At 66.8% G+C, this 23,485-nt stretch carries 18 protein-coding genes and 1 pseudogene; 12 read left to right on the plus strand and 7 right to left on the minus strand.

Features of this window, described 5'->3' with window-relative positions:
- The first annotated feature begins 268 nt into the window (after positions 1-268).
- The 9 genes and pseudogenes from JC881_RS31755 to JC881_RS31795 all read left to right on the plus strand — a co-directional run bounded on the left by JC881_RS31755 (position 269) and on the right by JC881_RS31795 (position 11,189).
- The gene (locus tag JC881_RS31755; protein WP_198789732.1) at positions 269-1,051 is read left to right on the plus strand and encodes an IclR family transcriptional regulator; all 783 of its coding nucleotides are present in this window, start codon (positions 269-271) and stop codon (positions 1,049-1,051) included.
- A gap of 144 nt (positions 1,052-1,195) precedes the next feature.
- Complete coding sequence (locus JC881_RS31760; protein ID WP_198789733.1) at positions 1,196-2,071, plus strand: alpha/beta fold hydrolase; 876 nt, start codon at positions 1,196-1,198, stop codon at positions 2,069-2,071.
- Between the two features lie 529 nt (positions 2,072-2,600).
- Positions 2,601-2,846 (plus strand): annotated as a pseudogene (locus JC881_RS31765) (ectoine/hydroxyectoine ABC transporter ATP-binding protein EhuA); the annotation flags it as partial.
- Positions 2,847-3,200: 354 nt separating this feature from the next.
- A complete protein-coding gene (locus JC881_RS31770; RefSeq protein ID WP_198789734.1) occupies positions 3,201-4,118 on the plus strand; it encodes an MBL fold metallo-hydrolase in 918 nt (305 codons plus the stop codon).
- A 125-nt stretch (positions 4,119-4,243) separates the two neighbouring features.
- Positions 4,244-4,723: a carboxymuconolactone decarboxylase family protein gene (locus JC881_RS31775; protein ID WP_198789735.1), complete on the plus strand. Its 480-nt coding sequence runs from the start codon at positions 4,244-4,246 to the stop codon at positions 4,721-4,723.
- A gap of 408 nt (positions 4,724-5,131) precedes the next feature.
- Positions 5,132-5,881: a gluconate 2-dehydrogenase subunit 3 family protein gene (locus tag JC881_RS31780; protein WP_198789736.1), complete on the plus strand. Its 750-nt coding sequence runs from the start codon at positions 5,132-5,134 to the stop codon at positions 5,879-5,881.
- 23 nt (positions 5,882-5,904) lie between these two features.
- On the plus strand, positions 5,905-7,665 hold the full coding sequence (locus JC881_RS31785; RefSeq protein WP_198789737.1) for a GMC family oxidoreductase: 1,761 nt from the start codon (positions 5,905-5,907) through the stop codon (positions 7,663-7,665).
- A gap of 10 nt (positions 7,666-7,675) precedes the next feature.
- Entirely contained in the window at positions 7,676-8,032 is a 357-nt protein-coding gene (locus JC881_RS31790; protein WP_233102161.1) for a c-type cytochrome, read from the plus strand.
- A gap of 427 nt (positions 8,033-8,459) precedes the next feature.
- Positions 8,460-11,189 carry an ATP-binding protein gene (locus JC881_RS31795; RefSeq protein WP_198789738.1) on the plus strand — a complete coding sequence of 910 codons (2,730 nt, stop codon included), beginning with the start codon at positions 8,460-8,462 and terminating at the stop codon, positions 11,187-11,189.
- Here JC881_RS31795 and JC881_RS31800 read toward each other — a convergent pair.
- The 7 genes from JC881_RS31800 to JC881_RS31830 all read right to left on the minus strand — a co-directional run bounded on the left by JC881_RS31800 (position 11,180) and on the right by JC881_RS31830 (position 17,740).
- Positions 11,180-13,885, minus strand: coding sequence for an ATP-binding protein (locus tag JC881_RS31800; RefSeq protein ID WP_198789739.1), 2,706 nt, complete (start codon positions 13,883-13,885; stop codon positions 11,180-11,182). The genes JC881_RS31795 and JC881_RS31800 overlap by 10 nt on opposite strands.
- Entirely contained in the window at positions 13,878-14,492 is a 615-nt protein-coding gene (locus tag JC881_RS31805) for a LuxR C-terminal-related transcriptional regulator (protein ID WP_198789740.1), read from the minus strand. The genes JC881_RS31800 and JC881_RS31805 overlap by 8 nt, the downstream gene beginning before the upstream one ends.
- On the minus strand, positions 14,489-15,118 hold the full coding sequence (locus tag JC881_RS31810) for a LuxR C-terminal-related transcriptional regulator (protein ID WP_198789741.1): 630 nt from the start codon (positions 15,116-15,118) through the stop codon (positions 14,489-14,491). Before JC881_RS31810 ends, JC881_RS31805 begins: the two co-directional genes overlap by 4 nt.
- Before the next feature lie 82 nt (positions 15,119-15,200).
- A complete protein-coding gene (locus JC881_RS31815) occupies positions 15,201-15,449 on the minus strand; it encodes a hypothetical protein (protein ID WP_198789742.1) in 249 nt (82 codons plus the stop codon).
- 36 nt (positions 15,450-15,485) lie between these two features.
- Positions 15,486-16,316: an alpha/beta fold hydrolase gene (locus tag JC881_RS31820; RefSeq protein ID WP_198789743.1), complete on the minus strand. Its 831-nt coding sequence runs from the start codon at positions 16,314-16,316 to the stop codon at positions 15,486-15,488.
- Positions 16,317-16,447: 131 nt separating this feature from the next.
- Positions 16,448-16,804, minus strand: coding sequence for a hypothetical protein (locus tag JC881_RS31825; RefSeq protein WP_233102162.1), 357 nt, complete (start codon positions 16,802-16,804; stop codon positions 16,448-16,450).
- Between the two features lie 162 nt (positions 16,805-16,966).
- Entirely contained in the window at positions 16,967-17,740 is a 774-nt protein-coding gene (locus JC881_RS31830; RefSeq protein WP_198789744.1) for a sensor histidine kinase, read from the minus strand.
- A 566-nt stretch (positions 17,741-18,306) separates the two neighbouring features.
- Between JC881_RS31830 and JC881_RS31835 the strand changes: the two genes are divergently transcribed.
- The 3 genes from JC881_RS31835 (at position 18,307) to JC881_RS31845 (ending at position 23,471) form a co-directional block, all read left to right on the plus strand.
- A complete protein-coding gene (locus JC881_RS31835) occupies positions 18,307-21,231 on the plus strand; it encodes an ATP-binding protein (protein ID WP_233102163.1) in 2,925 nt (974 codons plus the stop codon).
- Between the two features lie 112 nt (positions 21,232-21,343).
- Positions 21,344-22,387, plus strand: coding sequence for a LysR family transcriptional regulator (locus tag JC881_RS31840; protein WP_198789745.1), 1,044 nt, complete (start codon positions 21,344-21,346; stop codon positions 22,385-22,387).
- A gap of 118 nt (positions 22,388-22,505) precedes the next feature.
- Positions 22,506-23,471 (plus strand): alpha/beta fold hydrolase, encoded by a 966-nt coding sequence (locus JC881_RS31845; RefSeq protein WP_198789746.1) that lies wholly within the window; start codon positions 22,506-22,508, stop codon positions 23,469-23,471.
- The last annotated feature ends 14 nt before the right edge of the window (positions 23,472-23,485 follow it).

Genomic DNA, 23,485 nt, shown 5'->3' on the forward strand with positions numbered 1-23,485 from the left:
GGGATGGTCGGCGTTATTGAGGTGGCCGAAGCGGATCACGCGGTCCTGCTGCGCCTGCGCCAAGGCGGGAACGACCAGTGCGAGGGCGAGGCCGGCGGTGGCCAGCGAGCGGTAAAGCGTTCTCAAGATTGGATCTCCAGCTTCGATGTGAGGGGTGCATGTCGGGGCCATTCACTGGCGCCCCGACCTCTGGCGGCGCGATCTTAATCGGCTAGTGGAAAATCTTTCTACTAGTGAAAACACTTGGCAAAATGCTAAAGTTGCCTGCATGACCGCCATACTCGAACGCAGCTTCAAGGTGCTTGAACACCTGGCCGGCCACCCCGAAGGCCGCGCGCTGTCGGCGCTTTCCGCCGAGCTGCAGATGCCCCTGAGCGCCACCCATCGGCTGCTGAGCGAACTGGTCCGCTGCGGCTACGTGCGGCAGGACCAGAGCCATGGCGACTACATGCTCACGATCAAGCTGGTGTCGCTCGGCCTGAGCTTTTTGAGCAACAGCGGCATCGTGGACATCGCCCAGCCGCTGCTCGACAAGCTCGCGGCGAACTCGGGCGAACTGGTGCGGCTGGCCGTCGTCGATGGCGACGAATTGACCTTCGTGGCCAAGGCGCAAGGCGCCACGCGCGGCCTGCGCTACGACCCGGACATGGGCCTGTCGGTCAATCTCTCGAGCAGTTCCGCGGGGCACGCGTGGCTCTCGACGATGACGGACGAACAGGCACTCCAACTGGTCGCCCGGCAAGGCTTCGGACAGCCCGAGGATTTCGGCCCGAAGGCGCCGACCACCGTCAAGGCGCTGCTGGCGTTCTTGCGCGCGGCGCGCAAGCGCGGCTTCTCGATGATCAGCGAGGTGTTCGCCCCCGCGATGACGGCCATGGCCGCGCCGGTGCGAAGCAGCAACGGCGCGGTGATCGGCGTCATCACGATCGCGGGGCCGCTGGTGCGCCTGACCGAGGAACGCATGCTGGCGCTGGGGCCGGTGCTGCTCGAATCGGCGGAAGCGCTGGCGCGCGCGAGCGGCGCGTCGATGCATTTCAAGAAGCGGGCCTGAGGCGCGGCACGCCTGCGGCTTCTCAGTCTCGACCTACGGAATCCGTCGGCGCACGCCGACCGTCGACACGCGCCAAAGAATTTTTAACCTCCTGCCATGCCGCGCCGGACAGGGGTCCGGTCGGCCAACGAACAGGAGAAGCGCATGGACACGCACATGCGACACCGCCGCATCCGGGTTGGCGATGTCGAAACCTTTTATCGCGAGGCGGGCGCGGCCGATGCACCCGTCCTCCTGCTGCCGCACGGCTACCCGTGCTCGTCGTACGAGTTTCGCAACCTGATGCCGCGCCTGGCCGACCGCTGGCGGCTGGTCGCGCCGGACTATCCCGGCGCAGGCTACAGCGCAACGCCAAAGGACTTCGACTACAGCTTCGATGGCTATGCGGAATTTCTCGATCGCTTCGTGAAGGCGCTCGGCATCGATCGCTTCGCTCTCTATCTGCACGACTTCGGATCGCCGATCGGCGCGCGCCTGGCCATCCAGGCGCCCGAGCGCGTGGTCGCGCTCATCATCCAGAACGGAGACATCCCCTACGAAGATGCGCTGGGACCGAAGTACGCCGAGATCGAGAGCACCTGGACGCTGCCGGTGGCGCAGATGCGCGCGAAGCTGGCCGAGGCGATCAGCGAAGAGGTGTTCAAGGAGGAGTTCCTCAACGCGGTGAGGCCCGAGCTTGCCGAGCGCATTCCTCCGGATCTGTGGAAGCTGCACTGGTCGCTGGTCACGCCGGAGCGCAAGGAGATCGCGATCAGCCTGATCGCCGGGCTGAAGGAGAACCGCGCCTGGTTCCCGCAGCACCGCCAGTACCTCGCCGCGCACCGCCCGCCGACGCTGATCATGTGGGGGCCGCAGGATCACTACATGCCGGAGAAATCGGGGCGCGCCTATCTACGGGACCTGCCGGATGCCGAGTTCCATCTGCTTGACGGCGGGCATTGGCTGCTGGAGACGCACCTGGACGAAGTGGTGGCGCTGGTGCGCGATTTTCTGGGGCGGGTGCATGTGCGGCCCGAGTGACGGGGGACGCTTTCCTGCCAAAGCTTTCGGCCGGCCAGAAATGCAAAAAGCCCTAAGCAGTTGATTTGCTTAGGGCTTTTTGGCTTCGCAGAACTCTTTGGAAGAGCCTGCGCAGCGATGGGTGGTGGCTGGGGCGGAATCTTAAAATCGCCTGCAACCCGCACCAGCACTCGCTTTCACCAATTCGTCCAATCTGCCGGGTACACGTTTGGGTACACCAAAACTGCCGGAAGCAGCCCCGAGTTTCAGGCATCACACCAGAGACAAACGGGCTGTCGAGACAGGATTATCCCACTTGAGAATCGGCGCGCCAAGCTATGCGCGGCGGTGCGCCAAGCCAGCTAGATGCCTGCGTGCCGTTCAGGTCCACCAGGTACTCGTCAACGAAGCGCTGCTGCAGGTCAGTGCCTACGAGCTGCGCAGGTTGGGATGCTGGTGCTGGACCTACTCGAGCGGATCGTGCCGCCTTCTTCTTCGTCACCTTGGCGGGCGGAGCCTTCTTGCGCGCAGCTGCGCTTACGGCCTTCTTGACGAGCCCACTTCCGCGCTCGACCCCGAACTGCGCGGCGAGGTGCTCAAGGTGATGCGCGACCTTGCCGAGAAAGGCATGACGATGCTGGTGGTGACGCACGAGACGCGGTTCGCGAGGGATGTCGCCGACCGCATCGTGTTCATGGAAGGCGGCGTGATCGTGGAAGACGCCAAGCCCGATCATTTCTTCGGACCGACCGCAAGCCAGCGCTCGAAGGACTTCCTCGGTTTGATCGAAGACTGATTGCGACACGCAGCAGGCTGACGGGACCCGGCTGCGAAGAAAACTCAAAAGCCCTCGGGCTGCGCGCGTAGACGTTTCGCACGTCGACGCGGCTTCGCCAGTGTCGCCTTGCACCGGGTGACCGAAGACCGTCACCCCCCAATCAAGAGACTCAAGTGTTTGGTGCGTATCAGGCACCACTGTGCGTCCGTTCGCGAGCCTACCGGCGCCTCCCCGGCCTCCCTACGATCAATGGCATACGGCCTTCTGCCGTGATCCGTGCCTGACAACCCCTGTGAGTTGAACGGCAACTTGCTGCCAGTCGCCTGGCAGTTCAGGCCCGCGCGATCGGGCCGCCCTTTTGGAGATTCCGCCATGTCCCCCACAGATGCAAGCTTGCAACCCGCGAGCGAGAAACCCAAAGATCCGGTGCCTTCCCGTTATGCGCTGCGCATCGGCGATATCGAGGCGCTGGTGGTCAGCGACGGCGTGCTGCCGCTGCCCACCTCGACCATGGCCACCAACGCCAACCCGGCGGACCTGGCGAACTGGCTGGGCCAGATGTTCATGCCGCCCGACAAGTACGACTGGCCGCTGAACGTGATGGTGGCCCGCAGCGGCGACCAAACCATCCTTATCGACGCCGGTCTGGGCGGCCAGTTTCCGGGCTTCCCGCGCGCCGGGCAATTCCCCCAGCGCCTGGCCGCGGCCGGCATCGAGCTCGAGTCCGTCACCGACGTGATCCTTACCCACATGCACATGGACCACGTGGGCGGGCTGCTCGTTCCCGGCATCAAGGAACGCCTGCGCCCCAACGTACGCATCCACGTAGCCAAGGCCGAAGTCGATTTTTGGACCTCGCCCGATTTCTCCCAGACCGTGATGCCCAACCCGGTGCCGGAGGTGCTCCGCTCGACAGCCAAGAGCTTCTACAACGCATACCGCGACCGGTTGCAGACCTTCGAGGAGCAACACGAGGTGGCGCCGGGCGTGGTGGTCCGCCGTACCGGCGGCCACACACCGGGGCACAGCGTGGTCGACCTGGTGTCGGGCGGTGAGCGCCTGATGTTCGCCGGCGACGCCATGTTCCCTGTCGGATTCGATCACCCGGACTGGCAGAACGGCTTCGAGCACGACCCCGCGAAAGCGACCCAGGTTCGCCTCGCCCTTTTCCGCGAACTGGCGCAGACCCGCGGACTGCTGGTAGCCGCTCACCTGCCCTTCCCCTCCATCGGCCGGGTGGCGATCGACGGCGAGATTTTTCGCTGGGTTCCGATCATCTGGGACTACTGAGCACAGCCTGCGGCGCGCGAGCAGGCCATTTGCCGGTTGCGCCGCATCGCCAATGCACAGGATTTTCTTCTCTCCCGCGGTCTTCGCGAACGGGTACCTCAGCCGCACTGAGGGCGGAGCCACACATGACTCATCGCCTCAACTACATCAAGCAATCGCCCGAGCTCTTCAAGAAGCTCATCGAATTCAGCACGCTCGTGGACAACGGCACCATCGAGCAAACGATCCGGGACCTCGTCGCCATCCGTGCGTCGCAGATCAACGGCTGCGCGTTCTGCCTGGACATGCACATCAAGGAAGCCAAGATCCATGGCGAGCGCGAACTGCGCATCCACCATCTGGCCGCATGGCGTGAATCGACGCTGTTCGTTCCCCGCGAGCGCGCGGCCCTGGCCTGGACCGAAGCGTTGACCAAGCTGCCCGAGCAAGGCGTATCCGACGACACCTACGAGCGCGTGCGCACGCAACTGTCCGAAAAAGAACTCTCAGACCTGACCTTCAGCGTCATGGCCATCAATGCATGGAACCGCGTGAACATCGCGTTCCAGACTGTGCCCGGATCGTCCGACAAGGCCTTCGGCCTGGACAAGGCGAACCTCGCCTGAGTCTTCGCAGCAGGCGCAGGCATCGCCTCTGGCGGTGCCTGCGCCTGCTTGCTGCTTTTGCCCAGTGGCGCTGCCTTCTTCGCGTCGGGTTGCGACGGCGAATTGGGAGCGTGGCCCTCCCTCGCCAGCAGTGGCTGCGCCTCCGCAGATCCAGCGTCCGCCCCTCCTTTGCTTCGGGTTCTTTCTCGCCGCGTTGCGAGTGGCACAGCCGTGCGTTTCCAGAGCGCGCCGTCTCTCGAGCTGAAGCGGCGTCGCGTCGCCATTGATGCCGTTGGCTCACTGCGGCGTTTCGCTCGGCAGGGCTACCGCATCGGCCTGTCGAAACATAGATTCGAGTGCGACAGGCGCATGACGTGTGCCGCCCTTTTTCCTCACCGCACGAACTCTGCCCCTAGAAGAAAGACTTCCATGTCCCTGAATGACCGAGAGCCGCCTGCGCGGCGACTCTTCCTGCGCCAGATCGGCGGCGCTTCCAGCGTCGCGGCGCTCGCGGCGCCCGCATTGCTGGGCGGCCTCGCCAGCCCGCTCGCTTCGGCGCAGGGCAGCGCAGCCGAACCGAACGGCAATACGTGCTCCTCGGGCTGCCTGTCTCTGGGTCCGCAGGAGGCCGCCTGCGTCGAGGCCCTCGTCAACGTGATGTGCCCGGCCGATGCGCTGACACCGAGCGGTGTCGATTGCGGCTTGCATCTGTACATCGATCGTCAGCTGGCCGGCGGTTGGGGGCGTGGCGACCAGCTCTATCGACAAGGTCCTTGGCACCCCGGCAAGCCGCAGCATGGCTACCAGTCGCCCCTCACACCCGAGCAGCATTTCAAGGCCGGCCTCGCGGTGCTGCGCCGCGAAGCCCAGCAACGCACAGGCAAGGCCATCGAGCAGCTCGAAGCCAACAGACTCGACGCCCTGATGCAGGACGTCGCCGCCAGCCGGATGGACGACGAGCGCTATGCACTCGGTGCGTGGTTCAACGACTTTTTCTATCCGCTGTTCGTGCAGGCCTGCTTTGCAGATCCGATGTACGGCGGCAATCGGGACAAGGCCTTCTGGCGCGCCGTCGGCTTCCCCGGCCTGCCCGCTTTTCACGGGCGCAACGTGGTCCAGTACCGCGGCCTGTCCTTCCCTGGTGCGGCCAAGCCGCAGTCGATCGAGGACTTCAGTTGAAGGCGTCCTACCCATCCATCCCCATGACCCACAAACTTCCCAAACGCGCCGTCGTCTTCGTCGGCGGCGGCCTCACCGCCGGCCTGGCCGCGCGGCAGATGATGAACTCCGGCATCGACGTGCTGGTTCTCGAGCGCGGCAGCGATCTCGCCGGCAGCGCCGCCGCCACACTGCCCAACCAACGCGACGAACTGCGCTGGGGCGTGCGCAACGGCCTGGTGCAGAACTGGGCCAACGAAACCTACACATTGCGCCATGCCACCAGCGAGAGCGCACTGCCCGTGCGCCGCATGGAAGCCTTCCTCCCCGGCGAAGGCATGGGCGGCGCGGCCAATCACTGGAACGGACAGACCTGGCGCTGGGCCGAGTACGACCCCGCCCTGCGCACCCGTCTCGAATCGCGCTACGGCAAGGCCGCGATCCCGCGCGAGATGACGGTGCAGGACTGGGGCGTCAGCTACGCAGAGATGGAGCCGTACCACGACCTGTTCGAGCAGCTCTTCGGCATCGCGGGGCAAGCCGGCAATGTCGGCGGGCAACTGATCGAAGGCGGCAATCCCTTCGAGGCGCCCCGAAAACGCGACTTCCCGCAGCCGCCGCTCGAGATCCTGGAGTCGGGCCGAATCTTCAAGGCCGCCGCGCAGAGCCTCGGCTACAAGCCATTCCCGTTGCCCGCGGCCAACTCGCCGCGCGCCTACACCAACCCCGATGGCGCAAGCCTTGCGCCGTGCCAGTACTGCGGCCATTGCGAGCGCTTCATCTGCGAGGCCAATGCCAAGGCCAGCCCGGCGGTGCTGCTGTATCCCCTGCTGCACAAGCAACGCAATTTCGAGATCCGTCTTCACTCGCAGGTGACCGGCCTCGTCTACGACAAGCACGCCAGGCGCGTGACGGCCGTGCAGTTCATCGACCTGCAGACCGCGCAAACGTACGAGCAGCCGGCCGATGTCGTGGTGCTGTCCGGCTTCACCATGACCAACACCAAGCTGCTGCTCACGAGCGGCATCGGCCACCCCTACGACCCGAAGACGGGCAAGGGCGTGGTCGGCAAGAACTTCTGCTACCAGGTGATGTCGTCGGTGCCGGTGTTCTTCAAGGACCGCTTCATCAATCCGTTCATGGCCTCGGGCGCCTCGCAAATGGTGGTGGACGAATTTAACGGCGACAACTTCGACCACGCCGGGCTCGGCTTCTTCGGCGGCGGCTATATCTACTCGAACGTGACGAACGGCCGGCCCATCAATGCGCGTCTGCATCCGGCCGGAACGCCGCGCTGGGGATCGGCATGGAAGCAGGCCAACGCCGACTGGTACGCGCACGCCTTCAACGTCGCGGTGCATGGCAGCAACTACCCGCACAGCCAGAACTACCTCGACCTCGATCCGACGTACCGCGACGCCTACGGCTCGCCGCTGTTGCGCATGACCTTCAACTTCCACGAGAACGACCATCGCATGAGCGAGTACGTCACGAACAAGGCTGCCGGGATCGCGCGCGCCATGGGTGCCACTGCAGTGGGCGCGCCACAACCGCGGCAAGGCGACTTCGATGCGCGCCAGTACCAGACAACGCACACCACGGGCGGAACGATCATGGGTGCCGATCCCGCCACGAGCGTGGTGTCGCCGCGGCTGCAGCACTGGGATGCGCAGAACCTCTTCGTGGTCGGCGCCTCAGTCTATGCGCACAACGCGGGATACAACCCCACCGGCCCGCTCGCGGCAATGGCGCTGCGCCTGGGCGATGACCTGGTGCGCTACGCAAAGCAGCCACGCATGCTTTGAGGAGACCGAAATGCGAACACTCCTTCTCACCATCTGCGCTGCAGCTTTCTTGAACTTGGCGCATGGCCAGTCGGCCGTGCAGCCGCCCAAGACATGGACGACCTGCGCGGCATGCCACACGGCGCAAGGCGCAGCCGCCATCGGGCCGCCACTGGCCGGCGTGGTGGGGCGAAAGGCCGGCTCGTCGCCGGGGTTTGGCTACAGCCGGGCCATGAAGAATGCCCAGATCACCTGGGACGAAAAATCCCTGGCGGCCTTCCTCAGCGATCCGCAACAGGCCGTGCCGGGCAACCGCATGCCGTTTGCGGGCGTTCCCGATCCGGGCGAGGTGGCGGAGCTCGTCAGGTACCTGAAGACGCTGCGATAGCGGGCGGCTGCCGGGCGGCCGACACATTGCACGCCCAAGGCGGACCTTCGTACAAATCGATGGCGCCTCGGCCGGATGTCTTTTGGCTGTCGTCGGGCACCGGCCTGCATTGCCGGCCGGGCGGGCCTCGCAGTCCCTTTGCTTTTTCCATGTCTCACTTGCCGGTGCCTTGCGCACGCTGCGGGAGGCGCGCGAGCTGCGCGAGGAAGCGGCGCTGAATCTCGGCGGCGGCTTCGGGCTGCACGGCCTATGACCCATGGGAAGCAGGGCCTAGCCCGATGTCGCGCAGCCCCGGGCTGCGATCAAATGGATACTTGAGTTTCCGCCCATGAAAACCGTCCACCCGATCCGCACTCCCGGCCGACCACCCTGCGCTGCTCGCACCTGGCTCGCGGCCGCGTGAGTCGGGCCGCAAGCAGACCCGATCATGCAGATGCAGCCCGAGGAGTCACCTGACCTGGCGTCGGCGGAAGTCCGGTGGTACTTCGGCGTTTTCGTTCTCTGGGAGGCACAGCGTCGGCTCGAGCGGGCCGGCGAGGCCATGCGGCTGGGGCCACGCGCTTTCGATCTGCTGCTGCAACTGATCAAGCGGGCCGGCGAATTCGTGAGCAAGGACGACCTGCTCGCTGCGGTCTGGGCCGGCGTCGTGGTCGAAGAGGCCAGCGTGCGCGTCCACATGTCCACGCTGCGCAAGACGCTGGGGGAGCCGGGCGAGAGCGACGAATGCAAGGAGTGGATCTCCAATGTTCCGTTGCGCGGCTATCGCTTCAATGGGCGTGTCCGGCGCGAGGCGACCGGCATCTCGACCAAACCCGTGACACTTCTGCCCGATCCGGGTTTCACCCCGCTGCCGGTCCGGTTGACCGAGCTTGTCGGTCGCGAAGCCGATGTGGCGAGCGTTCTCGGATCGCTCGAGACGCACCGTCTGGTCACGATCGTCGGCACTGGCGGCATCGGCAAGACACGCCTCGCGATCCACGTGGCGGAGAGCCATCAGCACAGGTGTGGCACCGAGATCGCCTTCATCGATCTGTCGTCGCTGATCTCCCAGGATCACGTGCTCGGCACATTGGCGCGGGCCGTGGGGATTCCCGCCGACCTGCCCGACATCGTCGAGGCCGTCACGCAGCGCCTGGCGGGGCGCGCCGTGCTGCTGTTGATCGACAACTGCGAGCACGTGGTGGATTCCCTGGCGCTGCCGATCGCCGGCCTGCTTTCCGTGCTGCCCGGCCTGCGCATCCTCGCGACCAGCCGCGAGGCGCTTCGCGTGACGGGAGAGTATGTCTTCCGGTTGCCGGCGCTTGCGATCCCCGACACCGCGCACATCTCGCTCACGCAGGCACTGCACTGGCCCGCCGTCGAATTGCTTGTCGAGCGCGCCAAGGCCGCGGGCGCGGGTGCGTTCGACGAATCGCATGGGCCCCTGCTGGCACAGATCGCCAGGCAGATCGACGGCATCCCCCTGGCCATCGAGCTGGTGGCCGCGCGCCTGGGTGTCCAGCCGGTTGCCGACCTGGCGCGCAGGCTGGACGACCACATGCGCCTCTATGCGTTCAGCCGCGCCGCACTCGCGCGGCACCGGACGCTGGCCGCGGCACTGGACTGGAGCATCGCGCTGCTGAGCGATACAGAACTGCGGCTCTTTCGCTGGCTGTCGGTGTTCCGCGGCCGATTCGATGTCGAATCCGCGCTCGGCGTGAGCGCCGGCGGCATGGACACCGAGGTCGCGTTCGATGCCCTGATCTCGCTGGTCAACAAGTCGCTGGTCTTCTTCGACAGCAACGACGCCGTCGCGCCCTACCGGCTGCTGGACACGACGCGAAGCTATGCCGCGGCGCTTCTCGCGCAGAGCGATGAACGACCGGCATTGCTGCGGCGCCATGCGGTGCTCATGCGCGACCTCATGAAGGCTGCGGCAGCGGAACTCTCCGACCTGACCGAGCAGGCCTGGGCCGACCGCTACGCGCACCGCCTGGACGACGTCCGCTTCGCGCTCGAAGTCTGCGTGACGCAGCAGCCCGACGCGAAGATGGCCGCATCGCTGGTGACGGCTTCCGCGCCACTGTGGTTTCACCTGGCCCAGGTGGTGGAATATCGCGACCGGGTCTCCGCAGCGCTGGCGCTGGTCGAGCGGCAACCCGCGCGCGACACCGAAACGGCGACTTGGCTGAACACGGCCCTGGTCAGCGCCCTGCTTCACACCGGCAGGTCCACGCCCGATTTGGGTGCCGCTGCGGACGAGGCGCTGGCCGGCGCGCTTGCCGTCAGGATTCCCGTGCTGGAACTGCAGGCCCGTTGGGGGCGGTGCACGCACGACATGTTCCGCGGCGAGTATTCGGCGGCCCTGGACCAGGCGCAAACGCTGATGACGGCCGCGCAATCCTGGTCCGACCCTGCCGCGCTCAATCTCGCTCACCGGGTGATGGCGATGGCAAACCACTTCTGCGGCCACTTCGGCTTGGCAAGGATGCACAGTGAAGCCTCCGTGCGCGTGGGCGGCGGCCTCGGACATGCGCGCGCCAACATGGTGGGGGTCAACGCCATCGTTGCCGCGAAAGCCATGCTGAGCCGAACCCTCTGGGTGCAAGGGGAGACGGCCAGGGCCCTGGAAGAGGCGAGCGATGCGGTCGGCCGGGCGCAAGCGGCCGGGAAGTCCGTCTCGCTGTGCTCCGCGCTGTATGGCGCCTGCCCGGTCGCGCTGTGGGCCGGCGAGCTCGAGCTCGCAGCCGGATGGATTCACCTGATGACGGACGAAGCACAGCGCAAGGGCCTGGTGGGCTGGCTGCGCTATGCCGAGTGGTTCTCCCAGGGCCTGCAGTTGAGCATCGCGCCGGACCGGGACCTCTATGTCCGTGAAGTGGCCGGCCAGCTCGCAACCTATGACGCACCCCACAGAGAGATGCTCGCCACCTTCTGCATCGAATGGGTCGACGACGACCTGATCGAACGCGTGTCGCGCGGAGAGAGTCCGTGGGTCGCTGCCGAGGTCTGGCGCGCCGCCGGCTGGCGCGCGGAGCAAAACGCTGCGAGCGACGAGGCAGAGGCCTTCTACCTGCGGGCGATCGACACCGCCGGGCGACAGGGTGCCGTCGCGTGGGAACAGCGCGCCGCGCTGGCGCGGGTTGGTCTGCTGGGCGCGCGGGCGCTTCAACGCTGACCGGTCCTGGCGCGCAGTCGTTCCAGCATCCCGGCCGCACGCAGTTCCCAAGCGATTGCACCTTGCGAACGTGCAAGGGCAAGGGCTTGCAGATAGAGCGCCTCGGCTTCGGCGTCGTTGCCATGCAGCTCCATGCGCCGCCCGGCGGCACGGCACACCTCGGCGGCAGTCCACTGCCCTTCGCCCCGCATCGCGCGCGCGACCAGGTCATCGTCAACCCACCGGTCGCAGAAGGTGGCCATCATTTCCCTGCGGGGCTCGTCCATGGCCAGGACCTTTGCCGCAACGGCATCGATGTGCGCGTCGGCATCGTCGGCCTCGCCGAGCTTCATCGCGTCGTCGTAGCAAAGGGCCCAGGCATGCCAGTAGGCGAACCCCTTGGACCCGGTCTGCTGCAGCAGCGTGTCAGTCCAGGCACGGGCGGCGCTTTGTTCGCCGGCCCATATGGCCATGGGGCAGATCCAGAAGAGCGCAACGCACAGGGAGAGCGCGTGACCCAGCGCCTCGGCCTCCTCCACGCATCGGGTGGCAGTGACCATGGCAAGGCGGCTCTCACCCTGGATCCACAGCGTCCTGGCGAGGATGGCCATGGCAGTGGTGCGCGCGTCCGGCTGGAACGCGTTGGCGTGGTTGCGCCGGATCGCGTCGTCCACGTCCGCCGCTGCTTCGGCATGCGCCCTGGCCTCGGCGAACGCGCCGCAGAAGTGACTGGCGAGCGCCAGCATGCGGTGCGACAGGTTGCGCGTCACGGCGTTGGTCGAGTGGCTCGCGAACTCGCGCAGGATCTCGGCATGCCGCAACGCCGGCGTGTACGCGCCGCGCGTGACGTTCAGCGCGCAAAGGCCCCATCGCGCCTGGAATTCGAGCGTCTTCACCTTGAGTTCCAGCGCGCAGGCCAGCGCCCGCTCGCACGCCTGCGTCATCTCCGGCACCGTGCCGCCGGTGTGCCACAGCGCGTTGTAGAGCGCGATCTCCAGCCGCCCGGCCATCAGGCGGTCGGGGGCCTTCAGCGCATCGACCTGGTCCAGCGCCGCGCGAACGCGATCGCGGTATTCACTCACTTCGGACAAGCGGAACCAGAGCGGCGCCGATGCGACAGTGAGCGCGCCCGCGATCGTCATGTCGCCGTGGCGCTCCATGCAGGCATCCAGCGCCGCGCGAACATCGTCAAGGCAGCCGCGGTAGCGCTGCGCCCAGGCATCGGCGTCCAGCAAGACGAGGTCCGCAGTGGCAACGCCCATGAGGTCCAGCATGAAAAGGGCATGGCTTTTTGATACCGCGTCTTTCTCGTCCGCCCGCACGAGCAGCACATGCGCATAGCTGCGGGTGGTATCGAGCAGGCGGTATGGCGAGTCCGCCACCTGATCGGTGTCGTACACGACGAGCGATTTGCTGGCGAGGTTCAGCAACGCGTCGGACGCCACGTCCGGGTCCAGCGCACTGGCCGCCACGCTGAGCGCCGCTGCGATGCCGAAGTGGGCACGGAACACCGACAACCTGCGAAACAGCAGCAACTCGGCCTCGCCCAGCAGGCCGATGCTCCAGTCCAGCGTCGCAGCTAGCGTGCGGTGTCTCGCCAGAGCAGCCTGCCTGGCCGCCGAATGCAGGCGCATGTGATCGTCGAGCCCGAATGCCAGGTCGCTCGCGGACTGGGCCCCCAGACGGGCCGCGACCAACTCGATCGCCAGCGGGATTCCGTCGACCTGCTGGCAGATCCTGGTCAGCGGACCGCTGCTCGCGTCATCGAATGCCCCGGCGCCCGCGGCTTGGGCTCTCTCGACGAGCAACTGCACCGCCGGCGAGCGCAAGGCATGCGCCAGGGTTCCGGGCTGGAACTGCTGGACCGCCAGGGGCATCAAGCGAAAGACATGCTCGCCTCCCACGCGAAGCACCTCCCGGGTGGTTGCAAGGACCCGCAGACCGGGCAACGCCGCGAGCAACCTGCCCAAGAGCGGCGACAGCCTCTCGATGACATGTTCGCAGTTGTCCACGAGCAGCAGCATCGCCTGGCCTTCGAGACGCTGGATGATGGCTTCCTCGATGTCCGGCACGCCGCCTCGCACGCCGATGGCGCGCGCCATCGTCGTCAGCACGTGGTCCTGCGACGTCAGGGGTGCGAGATCGACAAAACCGAGCGGGACTTGCAGCCGTTCCCGATAACGCGCGGCGACGCGGATGGCAACGCTGGTTTTTCCGACGCCCCCCGGCCCGACGACCGTGACCAGCCTGCTCGCCGCAAGCATGCCGAGCACGCGCTCGATCTCCACCTCGCGCCCCACGAGCCTGGAGACGCGAACGGGCAGCGCGGCGGGCGCATCCGGCAGCGATGCGTGCGCCACTTGCGCGGCGACGGCAGACGGCACGAACTCGCAATGCACGCGCCCCAGGAAGCGATAGCCGCGCAGCGGAATATTGGCGATCCACTCCAGGCATCCATCTTCTGCGCCGGGCGGACCCAGGGCCTTGCGCAGTATCGACATATGGACCCGGACGCTCGCTTCCTCGACCACAGTGTCCGGCCAGACCGCCGCGAGCAGCTCGTCCTTGCCGATCACTTCGCCGGCGCGCCCCACGAGCGCGACCAGCAGGCCGATGGCGCGCGATCCGAGCCGCACCGGCTGCCCGTTGCGCTCGAGCCTTGCTTCGGCTTCCCACAGCGCGAAGACGCCGAAGCGCCACCGGCGAATCTCAGACACGGACCAGCCCGCGCTGTGTCGCCTTGACGGCCACTTGCACCCTCGAGCCGACGTGCAGCTTCTCGCAGATCCTGGAGACGTGTGCCTTGACGGTATTGGAGGAAATGTTCAGCTTGCGGGCGATCCCCTTGTTGCAATCGCCTTTCACCAGGAAGCGCAACACGTCCTCTTCCCTGGCGGTGAACCCTGCGCCCGGCCTGCCGTACCTGAAAAGCGTCTTCGTGCGCTTGCAGAGATAGAGAGAGCCTCCTCGCGCCACGTGGCGAATGGCATCCATCAGTTCGGCCGGATTAGCTTCCTGGCGCACATAGCCGTGCGCTCCGCTGTCGATCGCCTGCATGAGCTCGCGTTCCTTGTCCCGCCGGGACACGACGATGACGCGCGGCACACGAGCACCGCCTGCCGCGTCAGGCCGGTCCGATGCCGAAGCGAGCAGGCGCAACGCGCTGGCGTGGTCGGCCACGACCACGTCCACGATGCCCTGCGCGGGCGCATTCCCCGCCTGCACGTGGAAACCCGGTTCCTGGCCGATGAGCGCGACGAGGCCGGCCATGACGAGCGGATCGCCATGGCACACACGCACACGCAGATCGACGGCGCCGGTCATGGCGATGCCTCCAGAAGCAGTCCGCGGCGAAAGGCTTCGCCGATTGCGGCAGTCCGCGTCGGCTCTTCGAGCTTGCGCAGGATCGCCTTCACATGGGTCTTGACGGTGCCTTCGCCGATGCCCAGGCGTCGGCCGATCTCCTTGTTCGGCAGGCCCTGTGCGATGAGCTGGAGCACTTCGAATTCGCGGGCGGTCGGCGCGGCGGCCGAGATGTTCTCCAGCAGCTGGTCGGCCACGGGGCAGGACAGGTACCTGCGACCCTCTGCAACAGAGCGCACCGCGTCCGACAGTTCCGCCGCCGAGCAATCGTGCAGAAGATAGCCGCGCACGCCCGCGTCCACGGCGCGGCGGATCTGCCACCCGGTGCTCTGGTCCGTGACCACGAGAAAAGATTTCGGTGTGGAACGCCCGCGGCCGGAAGGGAGGTTCGTCGCCCTGTGAACGCCGGTTGCGTAGTCCGTCACGAGCACGTCGACGGCGTCGCCATCGGCGTCGGCGTCGGGGAGGCCGGATCGAACGACGAAGTCGGCGCGGGAGCGCAGCAGCGATGCGATGCCGGCGGCCACATACGGGTCGCGGTGTGCGATCGCCACATGGATCTGCCTAGCCTGGGTCGGCGCGGTCATGGGCTCAAGTCCTTCTGAAAGTCATGGGTGAAAGTCTGTGCAGTTGGCGAACCCGTCGCCAGTTAAACCGTGTCAAGCCTTGTTAAGGCTCCGAATGCGTCAGGGACTGCACGACGGTCCCCCGAGGGACGGACACCTCCGGATTCACTGCGCCCCGGCAACGCCCGATCGCGCCGCAGAGCACGACGATGGCGTTGCCGGCCATGGGCTGCTGCGACTCGGAGGCGGCAATCACCGCGCCGGCGCCGACTGCGAACGTCAGGGCCACAGCGCAGGCAGCGTTCTTGAGCCATTCCAACCAGACGTTGCGAGGAGGCAGCGACACCTTCATGGGTGCGGAGCATCGGGACGCGAGCGGCGCGCAGCCTCAGGGCTTTGCCGTCGCGACCGCATCAGCAGCTTGGGCGGCTTCGGCGATCAGCCGGCTCACCAGCTTCGGCCGCGAGATCATGACCACGTGCGAAGCCCCCTTGACCACGACCGTCTTCATCGACTTCGCGCGCTCGGCCATGAAGGCCAGCGCTGCAGGCGGAATGTTCTTGTCGCGGTCGCCATAGATGAACCACGAGGGCACGTCCTTCCAGGCGGCGGCGGGCGCCGCCTCGCCTAAGGCGCTCTCGGCGATGGGACGTTGCGACACAGCCATCAACTGGGCCACCGCCGGCGGCACGTCTTCGGCGAATTGCTGGCCGAATTTTTCCTGTTGGATGTAGAGGTCCTTGCCGCCGTCCGGCAGGCGCACCGGTGCGGCCAGCGTGGGGCCGAGCGTGCTGCCGGGAAACTTGCCCGACAGGTCGGCCGCCGATTCGCCCACTTCAGGCGCGAATGCCGCAACGAAGACCAGCGCCTGGACATTGGGCTTTCCAACTGCCGCAACGGAAATCACCGAACCGCCATACGAATGCCCGACCAGCACGACCGGTCCGGGGATCGAGCCCACCAGGGCAGCCACATAGTCCGCGTCGGACTTCACGCCGCGAAGCGGATTGGCAGCCGCGACAACGGGAAAGCTGCGTGCGCGAAGGTCGCGCGCCACCTCGTTCCAGCTGGCCGATTCGGCGAACGCGCCATGAACCAGCACGACGGTGGGCCTAGCCGGCCGCACGCCCGATGTGGCCGCGCTTGCAGGGGCCGAGAGATGCAATGCCAAGATACCGATGGCTGTGAATGCGCGGGCGAGGCTGGAGAAATTCTTCATGCTGATTTCCTTTGGTGAATGAGTGGCGGGACTTGAATGCTTCGCACCCGTGAGGGATGCATCGCGAGCGGCAGGCACAGGCATCGGCCTTCGCTCGTTTCTGAAAATCGGCGTGCACGGTGGGCTGCGACTCAACACGCGCCAGAGGGGTGTCCCCCATGCGCGAGGGCGCCAGCACATGCCTGCGCCAGCGGGCTGGCATGCGGCGCCACGCCTGCGGAGCAGACGTCCTGCGCGAGCGGCATCGCACTGATGGCCACGGTGGCAAAGCGCAGCTCCGCGTTCGCCGCCTCACCGCCCGCGACCGCGAAGGCCGCCGCGATGGCCAGCAGCGAGGCGGTCATGTATCCCGCGCTCCAGACGCGGTCCATCGCACCCCGCGGTGCGGCGTCGGCGGCCGCCTGCAAGGCCTGCTCGCGCGCCTTGCGTGTCTTGCGTGTGCGGCGTGGTGCGCCCGATTGCGCGAGGGAATGAATGCGCTGCGTCATGGTGGTTCATAGAGGGCGCTATCGCCCTGGCCTCAGGACGGCTGGGCTCCGTTTCGCGAACATCGCGGCATGATTCGAATGCTAGTTTTCGCATCTGGGTTGCGGTAGGCATGCAGGAGGTACTGCCGTGTTGCCCGCCCGGCATCAATGTGCGGCGCACCGTCAGGCGCGTCGATGAAGAGGAAGCCACACGTTGAACTCGGCGCCGCGTCCCGGCCCCGCGGAGGTTGCCTTCACGAAACCGCCGTGAGCGACCGCGAGGCCATGCACCAGCGCGAGGCCGATGCCCAGCCCACCGCGCGAGCCGCCCTCCCCGGTCCCGGCCTGGCTAAACAGGCCAAACACATGCGGCAGGAACTCGTGCGCGATGCCGCAGCCGCTGTCCGCCACCGCAAGCCGGGCGAAGCCTTCCTCCGAGGAAAGGCGCACCTGGACCTCCCCGCCGATGGGCGAGAACTTGATCGCGTTGTCCAGCAGGTTGCCGACGACCTGCTCCAGCCGCACCGGGTCGGCATGGCAGATCAACGGATCGGCCGCCTGCACCTCTGCGCAGAAGCACCCCGAGGGCCAGCGTGCACCGAATGCGGCGACGAGGTCCAGCGCGAGCGCGCCGAAGTCGACCTCCGTGCGGCGCAGCGCCAGCTTGCCGGTTCGCACGCGCGAGAAATCGAGCAGGTCGTCGATCAGCCGCGTCTGACTTTCGATCGCGCGCTGCATCGCCTGGGCGATGCCCTGCAGCTGCAAGGGCACCGCGGATGCGGGCAGGCGCTGGAGCAGGCTGGCGTTCATCTGGATGACGTTCAGCGGCTGCCTGAGTTCGTGCGAGATGACGGCCAGCGCCCGGTCCCGGGTCGCGCAGCGTAAGTTCGTCGCAGCGCGAATGTCGTGCGGGGTCTGGAGGGCGGATGGCGCGCCCCCGTTGGGATAAAGCTTCACGAGGAATCCGTGCTTCTTGATGCGGCCACCCCGGATTCATCGCGACAGGGGGCCTCGGTGATGAACGACGTTGTTCTCCGGTTCTCGCGATAGAACGGAATCGTAGGCAGCCGCATCCCCTTGCAGAAGGCCGCTGCGGCGGCGCACCGTGTTGCCGGCCACACACCAATCGCCGAGTGTGTCCGCGGCAGATCGTTCGCCATTTCCGGACGTTTCGTTCAAGCAGGCCGGACTGCTGAACGGCCCCGCCTCGCATCCAATAGCTCAACACCACCGACAGCGGCAGTTGCAGCGCATGCGAGGCGCAAAACGCGAATCCCTGTCACAAAAGCCCGTGGCCGACCGTCTTGCATCCAGAAGGGGCACGTCCCCAAGGTCCGGCAGACAGTTCTTCCGCCGCATCGTGCGGCCCGAATGACTGCCGCCTTCATCTTCTTGACTGGATCGTCCAATGAAAAAATTTGCGCTTGAGGCATTTCCCATTGCGGGCGAGCGGACCGTCGCCATCACACGCCGCGGGGGCCGGCCTGGAGCGCCCACGTTGCAGGGGCCGGCGATTGGGTGACATGTACGACATCGCGGCTCGCGCCGCGCCATCGCAGGCGGATGCCGGCGCCGCGCAGGGACCGGGCGAGGTCCGCTGGCGCTTCGGCGCGTTCATCCTGTGGGAAACCCAGCGCCGGCTCGAAAGACTCGGGCACAGCGTGCGCTTGGGCTCCCGCTCGTTCGAGCTGCTGCTGCAATTGCTCAGGGGCGGGGGCGAGGTCGTGGGCAAGGACGAGCTGCTCGCCGCCGTCTGGGCCGGCGTGGTGGTCGAGGAGTCCAGTGTCCGGGTCCACATCTCCGCGCTTCGCAAGGCCCTGGGCGAACCGCAAGATGGGGACAACTGCAAGGAATGGATCTCGAACATCCCCTTGCGCGGCTACCGGTTCAACGGAACGGCTTTTCGCGAGCAGGTCGGCACGCCGCCTCAGGACCGATCGCTGGCGGTGGCCCTGCCCGCGCCGTCCTTCGCAAAGCTGCCGGAGCGCCTGACCCGCCTCGTGGGCCGCGACACCGACATGGAGCGCGTGCTGGCGGCACTCGACACGCGACGGCTGGTCACCATCGTCGGTGCGGGTGGCATCGGCAAGACCCGTGTCGCCATCCATGCGGCCGAACGCCATGCGGAACGCACGGCCATGCAGTTGGCCTTCATCGACCTCTCGCCGCTGGTCTCTCGGACCCATTTAGCGAGCACGGTGGCCCGGTCGCTCGGCGCACCTGCGGACACCGCCGACACGACGCGAGCCATTCTCCAGCGGCTGGCGGACCGCGATGTGCTCGTGCTGATCGACAACTGCGAGCACATGCTGGATGAACTGGCGCTGCTCATCACCGAACTGCTCGGTGCCTTGCCCGGCTTGCGCATCCTCGCCACCAGCCGGGAGGCCATTCGCATCGAGGGAGAACACGTCGAGCGGCTGTCTCCGCTCGCGGTGCCCGACGCGGAATGCGCCGACCTCGCCGAAGCCATGGCGTCGCCGGCGGTCGAACTCCTGGTCGAGCGCGCAAAGGCCGTGGGTGCCCGCGCGTTCGAGGATTCCGACGGCCGCTTGCTCGCCACGATCGCTCGGCAAGTGGACGGCATCCCGCTGGCCATCGAGCTGGTGGCAGCACGCCTGGGCGTCCAGCCGATCGGCGATCTCGCGTTCCGGCTGAATGACCACATGCGGCTCTACTCCGCGGGCAGCCGGGCCGTTCTGCCGCGGCACAGCACGCTCGCGGCGGCGCTGGACTGGAGCATCGCGCTGCTGGACGATGCGGAGCTGCGGCTCTTTCGTGGGCTCTCGGTCTTCCGGGGGCGCTTCGATGTCGAGTCGGCACTGAGCGTCACGCGGGCGGACATGGATCCCGAAGTGGCGTTCGATGCACTGATCTCGCTGGCCAACAAGTCGCTGGTCTCGTTCGACAACAGCGATGCCATCGCGCCCTACCGCCTGCTCGACACGACGCGAAGCTACGCCGCCGCACTTCTCGCGCAAACCGACGAGGGCCCGGCGCTGCGGCGGCGCCATGCGCTCCTCATGCGAGAGCTGATGAATGCCGCGACCTCGGATTCGGGCGAACTCACCGGGCAGGCCTGGAACGCGCGCTACGCGCACCGGCTGGACGATGTGCGCAGCGCACTTGACGCGTGCCTCGCGCCGCAGGACGACTGGGAGACCGGCGCCGCGCTCACCATCGCTTCGGCGCCTTTATGGTTTCACGTCTCGCAGGTCGAGGAGTACCGCGACCGGGTCACGGCCGCGCTCGCGTGCCTCACGCAACAGCCGGGCACCGACACGGAGACGGAGGCCTGGCTGCAGATCGCATTGGGCAATGCGCTGTGGCACACCCGGGGACCGGTCCCGGAAATGGGCGCCGCCTACGATCGAGCGCTCGTTGTAGCCATGTCGGCCAGGTCGGTCGTGCTGGAGCTTCAGGCTCGCTGGGGCATCTGCGTGCTGCATGCGATTCGCGGCGAATACGCGGCCGCGCTGCACCACTCGCAGGTGCTGTTCGAATTCGCGCAATCGACCCCCGACCCCGCTGCACTCAACCTGGCGCATCGAATGACGGCGCTCGCGAGTCACTTCTGTGGGGATTTTTCTGCGGCGAGCACCGGTGCCCAAGCGGCGATCCTTGTCGGCGGCACGGTGCGCCAGACGCCCGTCAACCTGTTCCAGGTCGATGCCGCCGTCGCATCGAACGCCTTGCTGGCCCGCACGCTCTGGCTCCAGGGCGATGCGGCGAAGGCCATGGACACCGCTACCCGCACAGTGGCTCTCGCCGAGGCCGGCGGCAATGCGCTGTCGCTGTGCTTCGCGCTGTTCGGCACATGCCCCGTCGCCCTGTGGTCTGGCGAGCTGGAACTGGCGCGCAAATGGGTTCGCATGCTGCTGGACGAGACCGAGCGCAGAGGCCTCGTGTACTGGCACCAGTGGGCGCACTGCTATGCACTGGGCCTGCAGGCGTCCACCGCGGAGGACCGGGAGCGCCATGTTCGCCAGGTTGCGCAGCAGCTCGACGCGTTCGACGCGCCACGCAAGGAAATGCTCGTGACCTTCTGCGCCGACTGGATCGACGACGAGACGATCGCGCGGGCGGGCGCCGGACACGGCCAATGGAGCGCGGCCGAGACCTGGCGCGCTGCGGGCCGGCGTTGCGAGCAGCGCGGCCTGGACGATGAAGCCGAGACGTTCTACCGGCGTGCCATCGACACCGCCAGGCAGCAAGGCGCGCTTGGATGGGAGTTCCGTGCGGCGGTCAGCACCGCCAGGCTGTGGATGCGCCGGGGCAAGGCGACGGACGCCCTCGACCTGCTGGACGAGATCTGCGCGCGCGCTGCGCCTCGCGACGAGCACCCCGGCCTTGCGCAAGCCCGCGCGCTGCGCAGCGAACTCCTGCGGACCCGAAAGACCCCTCGCCGCATCCGGCGCATCGGTACGGCGCCGGACGGCCGCCCATAACAAACCTTGACAGGGCTTAACTGGCCCCGGCATGGCTTTGCGCGCAGAGTGGCCGCTTCGCTTTCATGGAGGGATCCAGAACACCTGATCCCTCGAACCGAGAAGCCGACCCATGACAACCTCTGCCCTCCCTTCGCCCTCTTCCATCCCCCTCGCGCCGCGCGCGGACCCGCTGGCCTCCAGCTTCGCCACCAGTTATGCGGGCGTGGTCGCCTTCATTGCCGTCGTCACGGAAGGCAGCTTCGCACGGGCCGCCGATCGCCTGGGCATCGGCCGTTCCGCCGTGAGCCGCAGCGTCCAGAAGCTGGAAGACCAGCTGAACGTCCGGCTCTTCCTGCGCACCACGCGAAGCACCACGCTCACGCGCGAAGGCGACCTCTTCTATGCCAATTGCCACACGGGGGTCGACCGGATCGTCCAGGCCGTGGAAGAAATGCGCGACCTGCGGCAAGGCCCGCCCCGCGGGCACCTGCGCATCAACGCCGCGGTCGGGTTCGGCCGCCGGGTCGTCGCGCCCCTGCTGGGCGAATTTCGCGCGACCTACCCGGAGGTCACCATCGACCTGCTGCTGAACGACAAGCCGACCGACTTCACCTCGGACCGCGTGGACATCGCGTTTCGCAACGGCCGCATGGAAGACGCCCAGATCATCGCCAAGCAGATCATCCCCATGCAGTTGATGCTGTGCGCCTCCCCCACCTACCGGGAAGCCCACGGGCTGCCCGCCACTGTGGAAGCGCTGGCCCAGCACGAGTGCATCAACTTCCGCTTTTCATCCGGCCGCATCTCCGAGTGGGAGTTCAAGGTCGGAGGCCAACCGCGCAAGCTCGTGCCACAGGCCAAGCTCACCTACAACGACGCAGACCTGGTGCTGCAGGCCGTGCTCGACGGCCATGGCATCGCCCAGTTGCCCGGGTACCTGGCCTGCGAATCGCTGAGGACGGGTGCCTTGGTTCCATTCCTGACCCAGTACGCACCCGACGACAGCGGGCACTACATCTGCTACCTGAGCCGGCAGCACCTGCCTTCACGCATGCGCGTATTCATCGATTTCATGACGCTGAAGATCCGGGCGGCCGACCTGGATTGCCTCAGCGACCTCGGCCCGAAGCAGCAGGCCGACATCGGGATTGGTGCCGAGGCGACAACAGCATGAGTCCCTGCGCGGGCCTACCCCCGCGCCCTCGGCGAACCTAGCATTTCAACCGTTCCACGGCTCTTCCGCAGCACTCGCGCACCGTGGCCCGACGTCTCGATATCAACCGCAGGAAACCATGAAGACCACACAGAACCTTTCGCGCCGACACCTGATGGCGACCGGCGCCGCCGTCGCCACCGGCACCCTCGCGTTCGGCATGCAGGAGGCCGCCGGCGCAGCAACCCGCAGCTCGGCCCCGCACCCAGGCCCTTCCAAGACCAACAACACCATCACCACCCCCGATGGCACTCAGATCTACTACAAGGACTGGGGCGAAGGTCCCGTCGTCACCTTTTCCCACGGCTGGCCGCTCAACGCCGACGCCTGGGACGGACAGATGCTCTTCCTGGCGCGCAACGGCTTCCGCGTCATCGCGCACGACCGGCGCGGGCATGGCCGCTCGAGCCAGTCCTCGTCGGGCAACCACATGAATGGCTACGCCGACGATCTCGCGGTTCTCTTCGAGGCACTCGACCTGAAGAAGGCCACGATGGTCGGCCACTCCACCGGCGGCGGCGAGGTGGCGCGCTACATCGGACGCCACGGCAGCAAGCGGGTGGCCAAGGCGGTGCTCATCGGCGCGGTGCCGCCGGTCATGCTGAAGTCCGCGGCAAACCCCGAAGGCCTGCCGATCGAGGTGTTCGACGGCCTTCGCGCCGGCGTCGCCGGCGACCGCTCGCAGTTCTACAAGGAGTTCGCCGTCCCGTTCTTCGGCGCCAACCGCCCGGGCGCGAAAGTGTCGCAAGGCATCCTCGACCAGTTCTGGCTCTGGAGCATGCAATGCGGCCAGAAGAATTCCTACGAATGCATCAAGGCTTTTTCCGAAACCGACTTCACCGAAGACCTGAAGAAGATCGATGTACCTACCCTGATCATGCACGGCGAGGACGACCAGATCGTGCCCATCCAAGACTCGGCGAAGAAGTCCGTGCAGCTCGTCAAGGGCGCCAAGGCGATCTACTACCCCGGCGCGCCGCACGGGCTCACCGCCACGATGCAAGACAAGATCAATGCAGACCTGCTTGCCTTCCTCAAGAGCTGAACCGCGTAGACGAC

It is taken from the genome of Variovorax sp. IB41, assembly GCF_016405905.1.
Classification (GTDB): Bacteria; Pseudomonadota; Gammaproteobacteria; order Burkholderiales; family Burkholderiaceae_C; genus Variovorax.

Bases quoted from the DNA above. Each gene is read 5' to 3' on its own strand.
- JC881_RS31840 (WP_198789745.1), top strand. From the start codon at position 21,344: ATGACAACCTCTGCCCTCCCTTCGCCCTCTTCCATCCCCCTCGCGCCG.
- JC881_RS31810 (WP_198789741.1), bottom strand. From the start codon at position 15,118: ATGACCGCGCCGACCCAGGCTAGGCAGATCCATGTGGCGATCGCACAC.
- JC881_RS31770 (WP_198789734.1), top strand. From the start codon at position 3,201: ATGTCCCCCACAGATGCAAGCTTGCAACCCGCGAGCGAGAAACCCAAA.
- JC881_RS31835 (WP_233102163.1), top strand. From the start codon at position 18,307: ATGTACGACATCGCGGCTCGCGCCGCGCCATCGCAGGCGGATGCCGGC.
- JC881_RS31775 (WP_198789735.1), top strand. From the start codon at position 4,244: ATGACTCATCGCCTCAACTACATCAAGCAATCGCCCGAGCTCTTCAAG.
- JC881_RS31780 (WP_198789736.1), top strand. From the start codon at position 5,132: ATGTCCCTGAATGACCGAGAGCCGCCTGCGCGGCGACTCTTCCTGCGC.
- JC881_RS31825 (WP_233102162.1), bottom strand. From the start codon at position 16,804: ATGACGCAGCGCATTCATTCCCTCGCGCAATCGGGCGCACCACGCCGC.
- JC881_RS31845 (WP_198789746.1), top strand. From the start codon at position 22,506: ATGAAGACCACACAGAACCTTTCGCGCCGACACCTGATGGCGACCGGC.
- JC881_RS31795 (WP_198789738.1), top strand. From the start codon at position 8,460: ATGCAGATGCAGCCCGAGGAGTCACCTGACCTGGCGTCGGCGGAAGTC.
- JC881_RS31820 (WP_198789743.1), bottom strand. From the start codon at position 16,316: ATGAAGAATTTCTCCAGCCTCGCCCGCGCATTCACAGCCATCGGTATC.
- JC881_RS31785 (WP_198789737.1), top strand. From the start codon at position 5,905: ATGACCCACAAACTTCCCAAACGCGCCGTCGTCTTCGTCGGCGGCGGC.
- JC881_RS31755 (WP_198789732.1), top strand. From the start codon at position 269: ATGACCGCCATACTCGAACGCAGCTTCAAGGTGCTTGAACACCTGGCC.
- JC881_RS31790 (WP_233102161.1), top strand. From the start codon at position 7,676: ATGCGAACACTCCTTCTCACCATCTGCGCTGCAGCTTTCTTGAACTTG.
- JC881_RS31805 (WP_198789740.1), bottom strand. From the start codon at position 14,492: ATGACCGGCGCCGTCGATCTGCGTGTGCGTGTGTGCCATGGCGATCCG.
- JC881_RS31815 (WP_198789742.1), bottom strand. From the start codon at position 15,449: ATGAAGGTGTCGCTGCCTCCTCGCAACGTCTGGTTGGAATGGCTCAAG.
- JC881_RS31760 (WP_198789733.1), top strand. From the start codon at position 1,196: ATGGACACGCACATGCGACACCGCCGCATCCGGGTTGGCGATGTCGAA.